We start from the raw sequence: 18,651 nt of genomic DNA, 5'->3' as shown, positions 1-18,651 counted from the left end.
CTTTTCAGCCGCCGGCGCCAAAGGGGCCGCTCCTCGCCATTTCAGGATACTGAACGGTTTCGTCGTCGTCTGTATCGACAGATTGGGAAGCCGGGACGGACAGGCGCACACCAAAGCCGCCAGCAGCGCTTGTTACCCGCTCGTCGATGAAGGTGACGCCCGCTTCTTCTAGAACGGCGCATATCCGAGCGAGCGCGCTTGCTTCATCCTCGGCACCCTCGTCAGCGTTCTCCAGTCGCTCGAGCGACGAGACAGAAAGGCCAACTCGGTCGGCGACCTGCGCCTGCGTCATGCCGAGCAGCATTCTGGCAGCTGAAACCTGTTTACCTGTGGTCACTGACGTCCTTTCGGGTTTGGTTGACGCAAGCATCGAAACCACTCGCCGTAAGGCTAACTAGAAGCGCGTGACTGCTGATCAAGCTTTCGTCACCCCGTTGAGCGGAACACGGCGAGGTCGCCGGCACAATTTTCAAGGGTCCCACCAAGCGAGATACGCCAGGATTCGCGAATTTTCCGTTGAATAATCAGTCATTTGATAAAACCGGCACAGCAAATTCAGAAGAATCTTAAGGAACGCGTGCTGAATTAGGAGCGCAAGGGAGACCCATCATGCGCTTCATCGCTTCAACCGTCCTCTGTCTTTTCCTGACCTGCCTTGCCGGTGCGGCATCGGCCGCGGGCGAGGCATGGATGGCGGCCAAGGCGACGGCGCAGGTCGCCTATACCGTCGACAAGAAGACCTGGGTCCCGCTGCAGAAAGGCATGCAGGTTCCCAACAAGGCCTGGATCTCGACCGGGCCGCGCGGGCGGCTGCAACTGGTGCGCGGCTCGGAAAGCATCGCCTTCCAGCCCAATACGCTGGCCGCGATCATTACCCGGGGCCAGGATATCAGCCGCAAGACCGAAGTGGTCCAGCAGGTGGGCGAGATCAGCCTCGAAATCGAGAAACGGCAGCGTCCGCATACGACGGTGCAGACCCCGTTCCTGGCGGCCGTGGTCAAGGGCACGCAATTCACCGTCAAGGTCGGCAAAACCAACGCGGCCGTCGCTGTCGAACGGGGCTTGGTCCAGGTGACCAGCTTCAGCAGTGGTGAGCGTAGCGACTTGGGTGCCGGCCAGGGAGCGCAGGTGGATGCATCCGGCATGACCGTCGCCGGCCTTTCGGAAAAACCGCAGATCACGCGTGTGGCGCCCTCGAATGCCAAGGTCCCGGCCGCTGGCGCCGTGAACAAGGCAACATCGACACCCGAAGAAGCCAAGGGCGCCATGGGCGCGAGCAAATCCAAGAATGCCGGTGGTCAGGGCGCTGGCAAGAGCAACGCTGCCAGCAACAGCAATGCTGCCAGCAACAGCAACGCTGGTGGTAATGGCAACGCCGGCGGAAACGGCAACGGTGGCGGCAATGGCAACGCCGGCGGCAATGGCAATGCCGGCGGCAATGGCAATGCCGGCGGCAATGGCAATGCCGGCGGCAATGGCAACGGTGGCGGGAACGGCAACGGCGGCGGAAACGGCAACGGTGGCGGGAACGGCAACGGCGGCGGAAACGGCAACGGCGGCGGGAACGGCAATGGCGGCGGAAACGGCAACGGTGGCGGGAACGGCAATGGCAAAAACGGCGGCTGATCATGAGTGCGTTCGTCACACCTTCGCCAGGATGCGCGCATGACGGATAGCATTCGCCCGGCATCCGGTTTCCTGGCACGGCTGGTATCGCTCCGGGTCGCCATGATCGCCGTGATCATGGCGCTGCCTCTGTTCTTGCCATCAATCTCGGTCGTGCAGCATCTCGACAATGATCTGCGCGCCTTTCGTGCCGCTGCGGCCCCTCGGGTAGCTAGCGGCGACTTCGTATTCGTCGCGATCGACAAGAAAAGCCTGATCGAGGTTGGTACCTGGCCCTGGCCGCGCGCCGTACATGCCGAGCTGATCGACGGGCTGGTAGCGGCCGGTGCGCAGGACATCTTTCTCGATATCGACTTCAGCACCCCCTCTCAGCCGGAAAACGATGCGCGGCTTGCACGCGCGCTCGAAGAGGCCGGTGGCGGTGTCATCTTGCCGATTTTCCGCCAGCAGTTCGGTGCCCATTCGGCAGATCCGCTGACCGTGACTTCGCCGATCCCAATCTTTGCCGAGCATTCCTGGCCGGCTTTGGTCGATGTTGCGCTGGATGACGATGGCTTGATGCGGTCCTTCCCGGTGACGGAACTCATCGACGGTATTCCGACGCAGTCGGCACCTGCAGTCCTGGCCGGCTACAGTGATGCACGGACCAGCCGGCTCGAGATCGACTTCTCCATTCGGCCTGAAACAGTTCCCACCTATTCGGTCACCGATATCCTCTCCGGCGCTGTCGGACGCGATGCCATCGCTGGCAAGTCGGTGGTCGTCGGCGCCTATGCGACGGAACTGAAGGACCTCTTTGCCGTGCCCGTCTATGGCATCCTCAGCGGGCCGATGCTGCATGTGCTGGCGACGGAGACACTGGTCCAGGACCGAATACTCCGGCCATTGCGTACCGAGCCGATCGGCCTGCTGCTCGCAGCCTTGATCATCGCCTATACCCTGACATTCCATCGCCAGTCGCTGGGCGTGCCGCTCACAGCGTCTGCGGCCTTGCTGACGATTGCCGAGGCGGTCTCCTTCCTACTCTACAAGCAAGAGGCCCTGGTCTTCCACACCGCCAGCCTGTGGCTGATGTTCGCCTTCGGCTTTTTCATGCTGATGGCCGAAAAAGTGGGGCTCAGCGGATGGCTGGCGGAACTTGCGGTAACGGAGAACCGCGATATTCGCCGTGTCCTGAAGCGCATCATCAATGACAGCATCGACCCGGTCATCGTGCTCGATCAGAAGCACAACCTGCTCGATGCAAGCCAGACCCTGAGCGGCGTGCTCGAACTCGACGAAGCGGTTGTGCGCGGCAGCAATCTGAGTGTGTTTGCCCCCCCTGCCCTCACCGAGGCTCTACTCGCGCTCGAAGCGATCCACAGCACAGAGCCCCAGCAGATTCACAGCGAGACCGTTGCACTCGACATTCCGGGCCGAAAGGGCCGGCGCCATCTCGAAGCGGTCATCACGATCTCTCCCTTCGAAAGCCGCGGCGGCCAGGGGCTGTCATCGGTCGGCTCCCATGTGACCTGCATCAGCCTGCGGGACGTGACGGCTCGCCGCCTCTACGAAACCAAGCTCGAAGAGATGGCACGGGTCGACGACCTCACGGGCCTTCTGACCCGACGTGGCCTGATCGACGCGATGGCAGCCACCGGGCGCGGCTTTTCCGTCTTTGCCATCGACCTGCATCGCTTCGGCCATCTGAATGAAATGCTCGGCCGGGAAAAAGGCGACAGCGTGCTACAGGCCGTCGCGGCCCGACTTCGGCGCCATGCGGGGATAGACGGCCTGACGGCCCGGCTTGCTGGCGACGTTCTCTGCTTTGCGACCGCCGGCATCGAAAGCGAGGATGCACTCGCTGAAAGTGCCGCGCAGTTGCTCGCACTCTTCGACACGCCCTTCGGTATCGACGGGATCAAGATCGAACTCAACGCCCGCATCGGCGCCTGCAGTGGCTCCGAACACCTCGGCAGCCCGGGGAAATGGATCGAAGCGGCGGAACTGGCGCTCACCGATGCCAAACGGGTCGGAGGAAGTGGCTGGCGGGCGTATGACCCCGCCTCGACGCTGCGCAGGGCCCGCTCAAGGCTGCTGGAAGCAGAGTTGCGCACCGGGCTCGATCAGGGACAGTTTTTCCTGCTCTTTCAGCCCCAGGTCGCCCTCACCTCCGGGCGGCTCGTGGGAGCCGAGGCGCTTTTGCGGTGGCAGCATCCGACGCTCGGCATGATTTCGCCGGCGGAATTCATCAGCATCTCGGAAGCCAATGGCTTCATCTGCGATCTCGGCCAGTTCATGTTCAAGGAAGCTTGCAAGGCTGCCACCAACTGGCCCTCGCATGTCAGCGTCGCGGTCAACATTTCCCCGGTCCAGTTTTTGCGCGGCGATCTGCTTTCCGACATCCGTGCGGCGCTCGACGCCAGCGGTCTTCAGCCGCACCGGATGCATGTCGAGATCACCGAGTCCATCTTCGTCGAACGCTCCGAGGAGCTTCTCAGCAAACTGGATGCGCTGCGTGATCTCGGCGTGACCATTGCGCTGGACGACTTCGGGACAGGCTATTCATCGCTCAGCTACATCTCCAGCCTGCCGCTCGACAAGCTGAAGATCGATCAGTCCTTCGTGCGCGACATGGTCAGTGATCCCGCGGCCCAGAGTATCGTTCAGGCTGTCATGACGCTCGCCCATGGCCTTAACCTCAAGGTGGTCGGCGAGGGCATCGAAAATGCGCTGCAGTCTGAGATGCTCGCGGCCATGGGCTGCGAAGAGGGACAAGGCTATCTCTTCGGCCGGCCGCAGTCGGCCCGACAGATCCAGGCTCTATCGGCCGCCCACTCGCTGCTTTCCGGCGGCCGTGAAGCCTCTGTCAGCGCCCTGGCGCAGGCCGGGTGAGGACGAAGGCCGCACAGGCGACGAGGATGACGCCGATCAGCAGCTTCAGCCAAAGCTGCGGCGGCCCGAAGAAGAGAACAATGCCGTAGCTCAGCGTCATTAACGACACCGATGCAATCTTGGCCCTTTGCGAAATCGCGCCTTCACGACGCCAGTCGATCAGGGGCTGTCCATAGCGAGGGTGGTCGAGCAACCATTGCTCGAAGCGCGGCGAAGACCGGGCGAAGAGCGCGGCTGCGAGGATCATGAAAGGCGTGGTGGGCAGAACCGGCAGGAAGATGCCGATGACCCCGATCCCGACCATCAGCCAGGCGCAGCCAAGAATGAGCAGGCGCATCAAGTCCCCTTCGCTGGCTGCCGTCGCTTCGACTGGAGATATGGCATGATTCGGGATCGACAAGGATTTTGAGGATTGCGGCAAATGCGGCGATTTTTCGTTTGCGCCGCAACAGGCTGAAATGCATCCTTGCCCGGCAATCCCACCTTCAGGAATTCAACTGACATGTCCAAGGTTACCCTCGTGCTCGGCGCCGGCATCATCGGCGTTTCCACAGCCATCCATCTCGCCCGTCGCGGGCGTTCGGTGGTGCTGGTGGACCGCCGGGGCGCTGGTGAGGAAACCTCTTTCGGCAATGCGGGCCTGATCCAGCGCGAGGGCGTCGTGCCCTACGGTTTCCCGCAGGAACTCGGGATGCTGATCCGCTACGGTTTCAACAACCGGATCGACGCGCATTATCACGCAAGCGCGATGCTGAAGCTCGTGCCGTTCCTGTCCCGCTACTGGTGGCATTCAAACAAGAGCCGGCATCAGGCGATTGCACGCGCCTATGCGCCACTGATCGAAAACTCGATCACCGAGCATCAGGACCTGATCCAGGCGGCGAAAGCCGACCATCTGATCCGCAAGGACGGCTGGATGGAGATCTTCCGTACGACGGCCAAGCGCGACAGCGAACTTGCCGAGGCCGCCCGCCTCGCCCGCGAATACGGCGTCAGCTACCGGGCGCTCAGCAGCGAGGATCTGGCCAAGGAAGAGCCGCATATCCGGGGCGATTTCGTCGGCGGCCTGAAGTGGAACGATCCGTGGTCGGTCACCAATCCGCATGGTCTGACACAGGCCTATCTCACCTATTTCCAGTCGCTCGGTGGACGCTTCGTCAAGGGTGATGCGACATCGCTGGAAACGGGCGTATCCGGCAAGGGCTGGCGTGTGAAGACCGATGACGGGATGGTCGAGGGCGACGATGTGGTGCTGGCACTTGGCCCCTGGTCGGAGGAAGTCACCCGAAAGTTCGGCTACCGCTTCCTGCTCGGCGTCAAGCGCGGCTACCACATGCATTACGCGCCCGAAGGCAATGCGGTCCTCAACAACTGGACCATGGATGCCGAGCGCGGCTATTTCCTTGCACCAATGGAAAAGGGCATCCGCCTGACGACGGGCGCGGAATTTGCCAATCGCGATGCGCCCAAGTCTCCCGTCCAGCTCGCCCGGGCGGAAAAGGTGGCACGCGAGATCTTCCCGCTGGCCGACCGGCTCGACGCCGAACCCTGGATGGGCGCCCGCCCCTGCACGCCCGACATGATGCCGGTCATCGGCAAGGCGCCGCGTCACGAGGGCATGTGGTTCGCCTTCGGCCATGCGCATCACGGCCTCACGCTGGGGCCTGTGACGGGTCGTCTGATCGGGGAAATGATGGACGGGGAGAAGACATTCATCGACGCAAAGGCCTGGAGCCCTGAGCGTTTTCGCCCCTGAAAACCTGAGCTTTTCTAGCCCCCTTCTCAGGGGGCTAGCCTTTTTGGCGCCGAGGTGGTACTTCTTCCGAATAATTTGATCAAATTGTTTCCCGGTGGAAACAGGCCGGAACGAAGCACGCGTCGCAAGAACGCCGCCGGTCGAGGGGATCAGGAAGAGACGGACAGTGGCATGCGCCGGTGTTTGATCCATAACGCGAAAAGCGTCTATCGTTAGCGGACCAGCATCCGTTCGCGCACTATCGCGCGTTTCGAACCCGATCGACATCAGCCACACGGTGATCCATGGACATGGCCGAAGAGGCACGCGAATTCTTCGCGGCAAATCCCGATATTGAAGTACTTGAAGCCTTCGTCATCGACGTGAACGGCGTGCCACGCGGCAAGTGGATCCCACGGGAACGCGCGATCGACGTGTTGACCAAGGGCATGGCCATGCCGCGCTCGGTCTATGCGCTCGATGTGTGGGGCCGCGACGTGAATGCCGCGGGCCTTGCCGAAGGTACGGGCGACCCGGATGGCATCTGCTTTCCGGTTCCGGGAACGCTTTCACGCGTGACCTGGCTGTCGCGCCCGACGGCGCAGGTGCTTCTGCAGATGCACACGCAGGAAGGCGAGAGCTTCTACGCAGATCCGCGCCAGGTGCTCGGCAACGTGATGAAGCGCTTCACGGCAGCGAAACTGACGCCGGTCGTCGCGACTGAGCTGGAATTCTACCTGATCGACCCGGTGCGCTCGGCACTCGATCCGGTGCGGCCGCCGAACACCCGTGATGGACGCTGGCACACCGGCCAGACGCAGGTACTGTCGATCTCGGAACTGCAGGACTTCGAAGAGGTCTTCCACGGCATTTCGACGGCTGCCCGGGCGCAGAACGTACCGGCAGACACGACATTGCGTGAAAACGGCCCTGGCCAGTACGAGATCAACCTCAACCATGTGCCGGACGCACTGGCGGCTGCCGACTATGCAGTACTGCTGAAACGCATCGTTAAGGGCGTGGCGCGTGCCAATGATCTCGACGCGACCTTCATGGCCAAGCCCTACGGCATGCAGGCCGGCAGCGGCATGCATGTGCATTTCTCGATCCTGAACGAGAAGGGCGAGAACATTTTCGTCGGCAAGGACGGACCGTCGGAAGCGCTCTTCCATTCCGTCGGAGGGCTCCTTGAGAACATGGGAGAGAGCATGGCGATCTTTGCGCCGCATCAGAACTCCTATCGCCGTCTGCGACCCTCCGAGCATGCCCCGACCTATGCGTCCTGGGGCTTCGATAACCGGTCGGCTGCCGTTCGCGTCATCACCGCGTCGAAGCCGGCGACCCGCATCGAACATCGCGTCGCCGGATCGGACACCAATCCCTATCTGGTATTGGCGATGATCCTGTCGGCGGCACTTGCCGGCATGAAGGAGAAGCTTTCGCCGGGTGGCGCAATCTCCGGCGACGACCATGCCGTCAATCACGAGCCGCTGCCGACGAACTGGGACTATGCGCTGCAGCGCTTTGCCAAGTCGAGCTTCGCCTACGCGGCGCTCGGGCCAAAATACCGAAGCCTCTATTCTGCCTGCAAATATCAGGAACTCTCGGAGTTTTCGCTGCGTGTGACTGACGTCGAATACGACGCCTATATCCGGACCGTGTGAGGTAAAGCCATGACGAAGTCGATCGGACCCAATCCCGGCCATGCGGCCACCTATTATGCAGCCTCTGCCCGCGACAAGCGCGTGCGCCCGACGCTGGATGGACAGCACACGGCCGACATCTGCATCATCGGCGCCGGCTTTACCGGCATTTCGGCAGCCCTCGAGCTGTCCGAGAAGGGCTATGCCGTCATCGTGCTCGAAGCCGACCGTATCGGCTTCGGCGCCTCGGGTCGCAATGGCGGCCAGATCGTCAACGGCTATAGCCGCGATCTTGAAACGATTGCCAAGCGCTACGGCCAGGAGAAGGCCGATCGGCTCGGCGAAATGTCGCTTGAGGGCGGCCGGATCATCCGCGAGCGCGTGGCGAAATACGGGATCGAATGTGATCTCGTCGACGGCGGTTTCTTCGCGGCGTTCACCGACAAGCAGGTGAAGGAGATGGCGGACGTCCGGGCAAACTGGATGAAGCATGGTCATGACGGGCTGGAGATGGTCTCGAAGGCCGAGGTCGCCAAGTATGCGAAGACCGACCGCTATGTCGGTGGCATGATCGATCGCCACGGCGGACACATCCAGCCGCTCGACCTCGTGCTCGGCGAGGCGGCAGCGGCCGAAAGCCTCGGTGTCAAGATTTTCGAGAACTCCAAGGTCGTGCATCTCGACACCGGCCCGCAGCCCTTTGTCTGCACCGAGGGCGGCATCGTCAGGGCCAAGCATATCCTCGTCTGCGGCAATGCCTACATGGCCGGCATCGCGCCGAAAGTGACCGAGAAGATGATGCCGGTCTCCAGCCAGGTGATGGCAACCGAGCCGCTGGACGCCAAGCTGATCGAGGAACTGCTGCCGTCCAACTACTGCGTCGAGGATGCGAACTACGTGCTCGACTACTACCGCCGCACCGCCGACAACCGCCTGCTCTATGGCGGCGGCATCGGCTATGGCGGCCAGGATCCGAAGAACCTGACCGGCGTCATCCGGCCGAACATGCTGAAGACCTTCCCGCAGCTGAAAGACGTGAAGATCGACTATGCCTGGAGCGGCAACTTCGCGCTGACGCTGACGCGCATCCCGCATATGGGCAAGCTGTCGGACACGGTCTATTTTTCGCATGGCGACAGCGGCCATGGGGTGACGACGACGCATCTGCTGGGCAAGATCCTTGGCGAAGCCGTGCATGGCCAGATGAGCCGCTTCGATGTCTGGTCATCACTGCAGGCCTATCCCTTCCCGGGCGGCCGTATGTTCCGCGTGCCGTTTACCGCGCTCGGCGCCTGGTATTACGGCATGCGCGACCGGCTTGGCGTCTAAGGAGAGAAGAGATGACCCGCACCGTCACCGTCGCCGCCACCCAGATGGCCTGCAGCTGGGATCTGCCCGGCAATATCGCACGGGCGGAAAAGCTCGTGCGCGAAGCAGCATCCAAGGGGGCGCAGATCGTCCTGATCCAGGAGCTGTTCGAGGCGCCCTATTTCTGCCAGGACCAGATCGCGGAATTCTTCGATCTCGCAAAACCAGCCCATGACAATGCGCTGATCGAGCACTTCTCAGCGCTGGCCGAAGAGCTCAACGTCGTCATTCCCGTCAGCTTCTTCGAAAAGGCCGGGCAGACCTTCTTCAACAGCGTGGCGATCATTGATGCGACCGGCGACGTGCTCGGCATCTATCGCAAGAGCCATATTCCTGATGGCCCTGGATATACCGAGAAGTTCTACTTCTCGCCCGGCGATACAGGCTTCGAGGTCTGGGAGACGCGGCATGCGGCGATCGGCGTCGGCATCTGCTGGGACCAGTGGTTCCCGGAGGCCGCCCGCGCCATGGCGCTGCAGGGCGCCGAACTGCTGTTCTATCCGACCGCGATCGGCTCGGAGCCGCAGGATGCGAGCCTCGACAGCTCCGGCCACTGGCAGCGGGTGATGCAGGGCCATGCGGCGGCCAATATCATGCCGGTCATCGCGTCGAATCGGATCGGCAAGGAAGATGGTCGCAAGGGTACCTCGCTTACCTTCTACGGCTCGTCCTTCATCTGCGACCAGACTGGCTCAATGGTGGCGACCGCCGACCGGGAGACGGAGACCGTGTTGACGGCGACCTTCGACCTCGACGGCATTGCCCGTCAGCGCGCCAGCTGGGGCCTGTTCCGCGACCGACGTCCGGAGCTCTACGGCCCGCTGATGGGTTATGAGGGCTGAGGCTCAGGCTTCCGCTTTCAGACCGTGGAGCGCGTCAGTGACAATGCCTTCGACCGGCTGGTCGATGGAAACGGTGACAACGCCCGGCTCACCCGTTGGCACTTCCAGCGTGGCGAGCTGGCTGTCGAGCAGCGTCAGCGGCATGAAATGTCCTGTGCGGGCGCCCATGCGGCGGCCGAGCAGTTCCCGTGAACCATCGAGATAGACGAAGGTGAGGCCGCCGCCGGTCGCGGCGCGCAGGTGCTCGCGATAGATCTTCTTCAGCGCCGAGCAGGAAACGATAATCCCTTCCCCCTGCGCCAGAGCGTCCGCCATGCGCTCGCCGATCACCGTCAACCAAGGCCAGCGATCCTCATCGGTCAGCGGCGTTCCGGCCGCCATCTTCTCGACATTGCTTTCGGGATGCAGCACATCCCCCTCGATGAAGGGGAGCCCGAGACGGGCCGCGAGCGCCTCACCGACCGACGACTTTCCGCAGCCGCTGACGCCCATGACGATCACCGCCTGCGGGGCGGTCGGCTTATTATCCTGCGGCATGCTCTTCCTCTTCCTCAAACCTCATCCAAGGGTCGCGACAATAGGAAGGTTCAGGCGAAATGCAATCCGCTCTTGCTGGCCGCCTCACTGGCCGAGCGTCGCTCCCTGGTGGCACGGAGTTCGGACCGGATGGATCCGGCGATCTTTTCCGCCATCATGATGACGGGAGCGTTGGTGTTGCCGCCGATCAGACGCGGCATGACCGAAGCATCGACGACACGCAGGCCCTCGATGCCCTTCAGCCTGAGGTTGGTGTCGACAACCGCATCAGCATCCGAGCCCATGCGGCAGGTCCCGACGGGGTGGTAGATCGTATCGGCACGGGCACGGATGGCCGCATCCAGGTCCGCATCCGACTTTCCGGCCGGATAGAGTTCAGGTCCGCGATAGCGATCGAATGCGGGAGATGCCATGATCTCGGCCATCATCCGGGAGCCCTTGCGCAGGGTTTCCAGGTCGCGCGGATCGGAGAGAAAAGCGGGATCGATAAGCGGCGCGGCGGACGGATCGGAACTTGCAAGCCGAACGGTCCCACGCGAATGCGGGCGTAGCACGCAGACATGGCAGGAATAGCCATGACCCCAATGCATCTTGCGCACGTGGTCGTCGACCATGGCGACCAGAAAATGCAGCTGGATGTCAGGACGATCGAGCGACGGATCAGTCTTCAGGAAAGCACCTGATTCCGCGCAGGTCGATCGCAGGTGGCCCATGCGCTCCGTGCGCCATTCATTGGCCGCCCGCATCAGATCGCGCGTCGCCATGATCCCCATGCCGAACATGTCGGTGTCCGGCGAGCGGAAGATCATGGTGTAGTCGAGATGATCCTGGAGGTTGGCGCCGACCTGCGGCCGATCGAGCACCACGGGAATGCCGAGGGAGGTCAGATGGTCGGCTGGCCCGATCCCGGACAGCAGCAGGATCTGCGGCGACTGCAGCGCCCCCGCTGACAAGAGGACCTCGCGTCCCGCACGGACGATCCGCTCTTCCTTGCCGAAGCGATAGGCGACGCCGACCGCCCTGCCCTGTTCGACCAGGATGCGCGATACATGCGCTTCGGTGATGACTGTGAGATTGCGCCGCGTCATCACGTCGTGGAGATAGGCGGCGGCCGCAGAGCAGCGTTCGCCGCGCTTCGGGCCGTTCCAGAACTGGGTGGCCTGATGGACGCCGGCGCCCTCCTGCTGCGGCCCGTTGAAATCGTCGTTCTGACGGTGACCACTCTGCTCGCAGGCCTTCAGAAAGGCCTGGTTGATCGGGCGCGTCCAGTTCTGGTCACAGACCTGCAGCGGACCGCCGCGGCCATGCAGATGATCAGCGCCGCGAATGTTGTCTTCCGACTTTTTGAACCAGGGGAGAACATCGGCCCAGGACCAGCCTTCACAGCCGAGGGAGGCCCATTCGTCATAATCGCGGGAATGGCCACGCACATAAAGCATGGCATTGATCAGGCTGGAGCCGCCGAGACCGCGACCACGCGGCTGGTAGCCGCGGCGACCATTGAGGCCTGCCTGCGGCACAGTCGAAAAACGCCAGTTGCCGCTCTTCACATGGCCCGGCACGACAGCCGCAGCCGCCATCGGCACACGGGCGAACACGCTGTCACCCCGACCGCCGGCTTCCAGCAGGCAGACGGTGACCGACGGATCCTCGCTCAGCCGCGCCGCAAGGACGGAGCCGGCCGATCCACCGCCGATGATGACATAATCGTACATGCTCCCCCCAGAGACCTGCACCAGCGACCCCGTTCGAGCCGCCCCAACCGGCAGATCTTAACTGCCGTGTACGTAAACGTAGCAGAGTGCCGGAAGGAAGCAAGGCGGGCGCAAAGGCCCTGCCCTGCAACAAAAAAACCCGCCTTTCGGCGGGTTTGATCAAGTGCATACTCGACGGTCTTCAGGCGGCCGGTGCAGCAGCCCGAGCAGCGGCGACCCGACGCGGCTGCAGGTCGTCGATCCCGAGCAGGAAGTTGATCTGCGGGCGTGCCTTGACGAGGTCGTCGATCGTGTATTCGGAAAGCACGTCGAAGAACGCGTTCAGGGCCTTGCGCAGCGCCGAGTTCAGGCCACAGCTGTCGATCAGCGGGCATTCGACGTCACCGTCATCCTCGAAGCATTCCGCCATGGCGAAGCTGTCTTCCGTCACCTTCACGACATCGAACAGCGTGATCTTTTCGGCCGGACGGCCAAGGCGCACGCCACCGTTACGACCGCGGACCGTCTCCACCAGACCAGCCTTGTTAAGAGGCTGGAGGATCTTGAACAGGAAGAGTTCCGACACGCCATAGGCCTTCGCAATTTCCGGGATACGGCTCAACTGGTCGGAATTGGCTGCGCAATACATCAGCATACGCACGGCGTAATTTGTCTGTTTTGTCAAACGCATGCACGATTCCTCTGTTTTCTTGCGGCTTATATAGCGCCTTTTGCAGTTTTGAACAATTCCAAAATACTCAAGTTCTGGACTCACGTGTTGGTGAATAAACTGGACTGCAATTGACAGCTTATCCTATTTCATGAATATGCGCCTCAACAATCCGCAAAGAGGGAGGCCCACCATGACATCCATCCGTAGCATCGCACTCGGTGCAGTTTCTGTTCTGGCCCTTTCCGCCGGCTCGGCACTGGCAGAAGGCGAAGTCAACATCTATTCCTATCGTCAGCCGGAACTGATCCAGCCGCTGATGGACGCCTTCACCAAGGAAACCGGCATCAAGACCAACGTGCTCTTCCTCGACAAGGGCCTGGTCGAGCGCATCACAGCCGAAGGCGCGAATTCGCCGGCAGACGTCATCCTGACCATTGATATTGCCCGCCTGTCGGAAGCCAAGGATGGCGGCGTGACCCAGCCGCTGAACGACGACGACATCAACAACCAGATCCCGGCGCAGTATCGCGACACGGAAGGCAACTGGTTCGGCCTGACCACCCGCGGCCGCGTTCTCTACGCTTCCAAGGACCGCGTCTCCGAAGATGCCATCACCTATGAAGAGCTTGCCGATCCCAAGTGGAAGGGCCGCATCTGCATGCGCGACGGCCAGCACTCCTACAACATCGGCCTGTTTGCCTCGATGGTCGCCCATCACGGTGCTGAATACACCGAGAAGTGGCTCGCCGGCCTGAAGCAGAACCTGGTCAAGAAGCCCGACGGCAATGACCGCGCCCAGGCCAAGGCGATCCATGCCGGCGAATGCGATCTGGGCCTCGCCAACACCTATTATCTCGGTCTGATGAAGACCAACGAGAAGGAGCCGGAAGAGAAGGAATGGGCCGCTTCCGTCAAGGTCCTTTTCCCGAACGCTGCCGACCGCGGTACGCATGTGAACATTTCCGGCATGGCACTCGCCAAGAACGCCCCGAACAAGGACAATGCCGTCAAGCTGATGGAATTCCTGGCTTCCGACGAAGCTCAGACCATCTATGCCGAGCAGGTCTTCGAATATCCTGTTGGCCCCAATGCCAAGGTCTCCGAAATCGTCGCCGGTTTCGGTCCCATCAAGGCCGACACGCTGCCACTCGTCGATATCGCTGCAAACCGCAAGACCGCTTCCGAACTGGTCGACAAGGTCGGCCTGAACGACGGCGCAACGCAGTAAGCTTCGGCAGACTGGTCAAAACAGAAGGGGCGGTCTCGGACCGCCCCTTCTTGCATTTCGGCATATGCCATCAGCCGCCTTCCGCTTGGCCTCTGCCTCAGGAGCCGCCGGCTTCGACAGCTTTCGCATGGTTATCGATCGCCTCGCGCCGCTCGCTTGTGCCCGGATGGGTGGACAGGAAGGAGGAGTCTCCATCGAGACCGAGCTTTTCCTCCAGCCGCGCGAAGAAACGGCCGATGGCGCGCGGATCGCGGCCGGCTTTGGCCATGAGCTCCACCGAGATGCGATCGGCTTCGTTTTCCGCGCCACGCGAATGGGAAAGCGACATCAAGGCGGCGCCGCTCGTCAGGATGTCTTCGCCGGCCGCACCGACGTCGCCAGCAATCAGCATGATAAGGCCCGCCATGCCGGCTGCCCGATAGAGCTGGCGGAGCGAGTGCTCCTCCTCGACATGGCCGATTTCGTGGGCGAGGACCCCGATGATCATATCCATGTCGCCGTCGGCAAGTTCGATCAGTTCGTCGGTGATGACGAGCGTTCCGTCGGGAAGGGCAAAGGCATTCGGGCCGATCGCACCGCCGTGACGGAAATTCAGATTGTAGCCGGCAACGCCTCGCGACGAGAGCGCCGCCACCTGATTGAAAGCCTCGAGGATCTCCGTCTGGCGTGCTTCGGGCAGTCGGCTTTCGCTGAACACCGCCTGGTCGAGCGACAGAAGCGTGCCGCTTGCCATCCACTCGGTGACGGCCGGCGGTGTCACCAGGACGGCTACCTCGACGAGAGCGGGGACCGCATAGCGGTAGATCAGGCCCGCAAACAGGAAAACAGCAAGGACGAAGGCGACCAGGCGCGGGTGGAATCGCTCCAGTTCATGAACGACGCCTTTGGTTCCATGCGTCCTCAGCCAGAGGTCGACGGCGTCGTTGTCATCAGTCTCGAACAGCGAGCCGTCGGCAAAGCTGATCCTGCGGGGAATGCGACCGACACGAGCGGACACTTCCGTTCGTGTCAGGTCGCCGAGCGTAACCGGATCGCCTCCGGCGTCGAGCTGGACATAGAGGGTCTTGCCCTCTGCCAGAAGGACCGCCGGCTCGGAACGGCTCGAGCCGGGGGGATGCCAGTGACCGGCGGCGATTCGTTTGTCGTCAGAAGCCAAAATCGAACCCTTCGAGATCGAGATACTCCGCCGTCACGGCGGAGCCGGACGCCTGCATCGAAGATACCACATCACCGAGGTCGCCATCGACCACGATGCCCGAATGCTCGATCACGTAGCGGTGCTCACGCACTGCCGCCCACGGTCGCATCAGGCTGAGCGTCAGAACGGTGACAACGAGGTTGGAAACCACGATCCAGAGATAGCGCAGACGGCCGAGGTCGGAGAACAGACGGTGATGTCCGTCGAAGCGGGCCGAATTCATCACCACGTTGCGAACCCCGATGCGGTAGACAATCGCTGCAATACCCCAGAGTACCAGCAGCGGGATGAGGGCACCATAAATCGCCATGATGAGCTTCATTTCGAGATCGTTGAAGTCGTCGGCAGCTCCCTCCACGGCGCCATAATAGCCAAAGATGCCGATCGCGGCAGCGATCGCGGCTCCGACCAGCATGAGCAGGAAGGCTGGCAGCCAGACGCGGTAAAGCGCACCGATCTTCGGATCTGTCTCGAAGGCACGGTCGCCGTAACGCAGGTTGTTGAAGATGTAGCGATAGAGCCAGCGGCTGGCGAAGGGCGCGAGGATGCCGAGCGAGAAGAAGGCGATGATGCCGCCGAAGATGATCGCGACTACGGCGCCCCAGGTCTTTCCGACGAAGTCGAAGCGGATGTTGCGATAGCTCGTGACGCGGGCATTGAAGCGCAGGCTGCGCATGACGATCCAGGGAAGCAGCACGAACATCAGCAGCGCCAGGATACCGCCCGCGATCGGGCTGAAGGTCAGGAGAATGTTGTAACCAATGATGTAGCCGAAGACGATGGCACGGCCGATGAATATCTGTAGCCCCTTGGCGTGGTAGTCGAAGGAGTGACCGTCAATGAACGAGTTGCCGTAGAAATAGCGGTTGCGCCGAACCTTGGCCCAGGCCGAATAGATGCCGACCGTGATGATCGTCAGGAGAATGTTGACGATCCAGATCCCGAAATACTCACCGGCGCTGCCGCGAAATTCGCCGCGACGCAAAGTGTCGGCGCGGCCGAAGACTGCCTCTTGCATGAAATGTCCCTCATGAAAACAAATTCTGCACGTCGCTATCCCCCGCGACGCACGCCTGAACATTGATCATGAGAGCAACACGCGCTCAAGTGCGCTAGGACACTTCGGACACCCGTTGCACGGTTCACGTCTCGCGGATCTCGATGCACCACCATTTCGGCCGGCCACCCTTATAGGAGTGATAGGCGGGCTTGAGATCTGCGGCGCTGGTGCGATCGAAGGCTCCGAGCAGGAGCGCCACCGTCGGCTGATCGTCGATCGCACCGATCGAGGAGCCGCAAGTGCCGCAGAAAGCACGCGACGAGATATCGGAGGAGCGCCAGGTGGACGGGCTGCCTGAAGGCCCGATCCAGCGCACGGCCTCGCGGCGAAACTCGACCCATGTGGCGGTCAGGCTTCCGGTGTGACGCTGGCACATCTTGCAGGAACAAGTATGGGGCCGGGCCGCAGGCGCATCGGCCTCGAAACGCACCGCTCCGCAAAGACAGCCGCCGGTGTGGATCTTCGTCTTCGGCATTGTCAGCCCTCCCCCGAGAAGAAGCTTAGCAGCCGGTTTCATGCTGACAAGAGAGCGCCACCATGCCTTTCGACAGGGTGGCGCGAATGTGAAGAAGCTGCTGGCTTCCTTACTTCATCGTCGGCATGACGAATTCGGCACCGTCCTTGATGCCCGACGGCCAACGCGACGTGACCGTCTTGGTGCGGGTCCAGAACTTGATCGAATCCGTGCCGTGCTGGTTCAGGTCGCCGAAAGACGAGGACTTCCAGCCGCCGAAGGAGTGGTAGGCGAGCGGAACCGGGATCGGCACGTTGATGCCGACCATGCCGATGTTGATGCGGCTAGCAAAGTCGCGAGCGGCGTCACCGTCGCGGGTGTAGATCGCAACGCCATTGCCGTATTCATGCTTCATCGGCAGGTCGAGGGCTTCCTCGTAGGTCTTGGCACGGACGACCGAGAGGACAGGTCCGAAGATTTCGGTTTTGTAGATGTCCATATCAGGCGTGACGTTGTCGAAGAGGCAGCCGCCGACGAAATAGCCGTTCTCATAGCCCTGGAGCTTGAAGTCGCGGCCATCGACCACGAGCTTGGCACCGGCTTCGACGCCGCTATCGATCAGGCCCTTGATGCGCGCCTGGGCTTCCTTGGTGACGACGGGTCCGAGATCGGCCTTGTCATCGGTGTAGGGGCCGATGCGCAGGCTTTCCACCATCGGGGTCAGCTTTTCGATCAGGCGGTTGGCGGTTTCTTCACCGACTGGAACAGCGACCGAGATTGCCATGCAGCGTTCGCCGGCCGAGCCGTAGCCGGCACCCATCAGCGCCTGAGCGGCCTGATCGAGATCGGCATCCGGCATGATGATCATGTGGTTCTTGGCGCCGCCGAAGCACTGGGCGCGCTTGCCGTTCATTGCAGCCGTTCCATAGACGTAACGGGCGATCGGGGTCGAGCCGACGAAGGAGACGGCCGAGATATCAGGATGGGTGAGGATACCGTCGACGGCGGACTTGTCACCATTGACGACGTTGAGGATACCGGCCGGGAGACCTGCCTCGATCATCAGTTCGGCGAGGCGGATCGGAACGGACGGATCGCGCTCCGACGGCTTCAGGATGAAGGCATTGCCGCAGGCGATGGCGGGCGCGAACATCCACATCGGGATCATGGCCGGGAAGTTGAACGGCGTGATGCCGGCGCCGATGCCGACGGCCTGGCGGATCGAATACATGTCGATGTTCGGGCCAGCGCCTTCGGTGAACTCGCTCTTCGACAGATGCGGGATGCCGATGACGAATTCGCAGACTTCGAGACCACGGATGATATCGCCCTTGGCGTCTTCGATCGTCTTGCCGTGCTCGCGCGAGAGCGTCTCGGCCAGGCTGTCCATATTGTCGTTCAGAAGCTGAACGAACTTCATGAAAACGCGGGCGCGGCGCTGCGGATTCGTGGCAGCCCACTTGGCCTGAGCTTCCTTGGCGTTCTCGACCGCTGCATTCAGCTCTTCGGCGCTTGCGAGCGACACTTCGCCCTGCACTTCGCCGGTGGCCGGGTTGTAGATCGGCTGCTTGCGACCCGAGGTGCCGGCGACATGCTTGCCGCCGATGAAATGACCAACCTGATACATGGGTTTCCTCCTGAATTCTGATGGAGGCAGTATGCGCTTTGATTTCCACAAATCAACGCGATGATTTACGCATCTGTTGTGCAGAAATTAAA

General features: G+C 61.9%; 16 protein-coding genes. 7 read left to right on the top strand and 9 right to left on the bottom strand.

The features are described 5' to 3' along the window. Positions 1 to 4: 4 nt before the first annotated feature. A complete protein-coding gene (locus BW978_RS03605) occupies positions 5 to 337 on the bottom strand; it encodes a helix-turn-helix domain-containing protein (protein WP_175616840.1) in 333 nt (110 codons plus the stop codon). A gap of 272 nt (positions 338 to 609) precedes the next feature. Between BW978_RS03605 and BW978_RS03600 the strand changes: the two genes are divergently transcribed. Together BW978_RS03600 and BW978_RS03595 are read left to right on the top strand one after the other, a co-directional pair. After that, complete coding sequence (locus tag BW978_RS03600; protein WP_076392269.1) at positions 610 to 1,626, top strand: FecR domain-containing protein; 1,017 nt, start codon at positions 610 to 612, stop codon at positions 1,624 to 1,626. A gap of 39 nt (positions 1,627 to 1,665) precedes the next feature. Next, entirely contained in the window at positions 1,666 to 4,500 is a 2,835-nt protein-coding gene (locus BW978_RS03595) for an EAL domain-containing protein (RefSeq protein WP_076392267.1), read from the top strand. On the opposite strand, the gene BW978_RS03590 is transcribed toward BW978_RS03595, so the two are convergent. Continuing rightward, positions 4,475 to 4,837: a YbaN family protein gene (locus BW978_RS03590; protein WP_076393175.1), complete on the bottom strand. Its 363-nt coding sequence runs from the start codon at positions 4,835 to 4,837 to the stop codon at positions 4,475 to 4,477. The genes BW978_RS03595 and BW978_RS03590 overlap by 26 nt on opposite strands. Before the next feature lie 165 nt (positions 4,838 to 5,002). Here BW978_RS03590 and BW978_RS03585 point away from each other — a divergent pair, with 165 nt between their 5' ends. The 4 genes from BW978_RS03585 (at position 5,003) to aguB (ending at position 10,088) form a co-directional block, all read left to right on the top strand. Further along, a complete protein-coding gene (locus BW978_RS03585) occupies positions 5,003 to 6,256 on the top strand; it encodes an NAD(P)/FAD-dependent oxidoreductase (RefSeq protein WP_076392265.1) in 1,254 nt (417 codons plus the stop codon). A 284-nt stretch (positions 6,257 to 6,540) separates the two neighbouring features. Then, positions 6,541 to 7,899, top strand: a complete 1,359-nt coding sequence (locus tag BW978_RS03580) for a glutamine synthetase family protein (RefSeq protein WP_076392263.1) — start codon at positions 6,541 to 6,543, stop codon at positions 7,897 to 7,899. A 9-nt stretch (positions 7,900 to 7,908) separates the two neighbouring features. After that, a complete protein-coding gene (locus BW978_RS03575) occupies positions 7,909 to 9,207 on the top strand; it encodes an NAD(P)/FAD-dependent oxidoreductase (RefSeq protein WP_076392261.1) in 1,299 nt (432 codons plus the stop codon). Between the two features lie 11 nt (positions 9,208 to 9,218). Further along, on the top strand, positions 9,219 to 10,088 hold the full coding sequence (gene aguB, locus BW978_RS03570; protein WP_076392259.1) for an N-carbamoylputrescine amidase: 870 nt from the start codon (positions 9,219 to 9,221) through the stop codon (positions 10,086 to 10,088). A 3-nt stretch (positions 10,089 to 10,091) separates the two neighbouring features. Here aguB and BW978_RS03565 read toward each other — a convergent pair whose 3' ends face one another. From BW978_RS03565 to rirA, 3 genes are all read right to left on the bottom strand, one after another. Continuing rightward, positions 10,092 to 10,625, bottom strand: coding sequence for a gluconokinase (locus tag BW978_RS03565; protein ID WP_076392257.1), 534 nt, complete (start codon positions 10,623 to 10,625; stop codon positions 10,092 to 10,094). Between the two features lie 50 nt (positions 10,626 to 10,675). Further along, positions 10,676 to 12,340: a GMC family oxidoreductase gene (locus tag BW978_RS03560; protein WP_076392255.1), complete on the bottom strand. Its 1,665-nt coding sequence runs from the start codon at positions 12,338 to 12,340 to the stop codon at positions 10,676 to 10,678. Positions 12,341 to 12,521: 181 nt separating this feature from the next. Next, positions 12,522 to 13,010: an iron-responsive transcriptional regulator RirA gene (gene rirA, locus BW978_RS03555; protein WP_076392253.1), complete on the bottom strand. Its 489-nt coding sequence runs from the start codon at positions 13,008 to 13,010 to the stop codon at positions 12,522 to 12,524. A gap of 172 nt (positions 13,011 to 13,182) precedes the next feature. Between rirA and BW978_RS03550 the strand changes: the two genes are divergently transcribed. After that, positions 13,183 to 14,220 carry a Fe(3+) ABC transporter substrate-binding protein gene (locus BW978_RS03550; RefSeq protein WP_076392251.1) on the top strand — a complete coding sequence of 346 codons (1,038 nt, stop codon included), beginning with the start codon at positions 13,183 to 13,185 and terminating at the stop codon, positions 14,218 to 14,220. 97 nt (positions 14,221 to 14,317) lie between these two features. Here BW978_RS03550 and BW978_RS03545 read toward each other — a convergent pair whose 3' ends face one another. The 4 genes from BW978_RS03545 to BW978_RS03530 form a co-directional block, all read right to left on the bottom strand. Then, on the bottom strand, positions 14,318 to 15,376 hold the full coding sequence (locus BW978_RS03545) for a M48 family metallopeptidase (protein WP_076392249.1): 1,059 nt from the start codon (positions 15,374 to 15,376) through the stop codon (positions 14,318 to 14,320). Next, positions 15,366 to 16,436: a YjgN family protein gene (locus BW978_RS03540; protein ID WP_076392247.1), complete on the bottom strand. Its 1,071-nt coding sequence runs from the start codon at positions 16,434 to 16,436 to the stop codon at positions 15,366 to 15,368. The genes BW978_RS03545 and BW978_RS03540 overlap by 11 nt, the downstream gene beginning before the upstream one ends. A 124-nt stretch (positions 16,437 to 16,560) precedes the next feature. Next, complete coding sequence (locus BW978_RS03535; protein ID WP_076392245.1) at positions 16,561 to 16,953, bottom strand: GFA family protein; 393 nt, start codon at positions 16,951 to 16,953, stop codon at positions 16,561 to 16,563. Positions 16,954 to 17,062: 109 nt separating this feature from the next. Then, positions 17,063 to 18,559 carry a CoA-acylating methylmalonate-semialdehyde dehydrogenase gene (locus tag BW978_RS03530; protein WP_076392243.1) on the bottom strand — a complete coding sequence of 499 codons (1,497 nt, stop codon included), beginning with the start codon at positions 18,557 to 18,559 and terminating at the stop codon, positions 17,063 to 17,065. Between the last annotated feature and the right edge of the window lie 92 nt (positions 18,560 to 18,651).

Origin of the sequence: Rhizobium sp. RU33A (genome assembly GCF_900156055.1) — a bacterium.
Classification (GTDB): domain Bacteria; phylum Pseudomonadota; class Alphaproteobacteria; order Rhizobiales; family Rhizobiaceae; genus Allorhizobium.
This window is presented reverse-complemented; position numbering and strand designations above follow the sequence as displayed.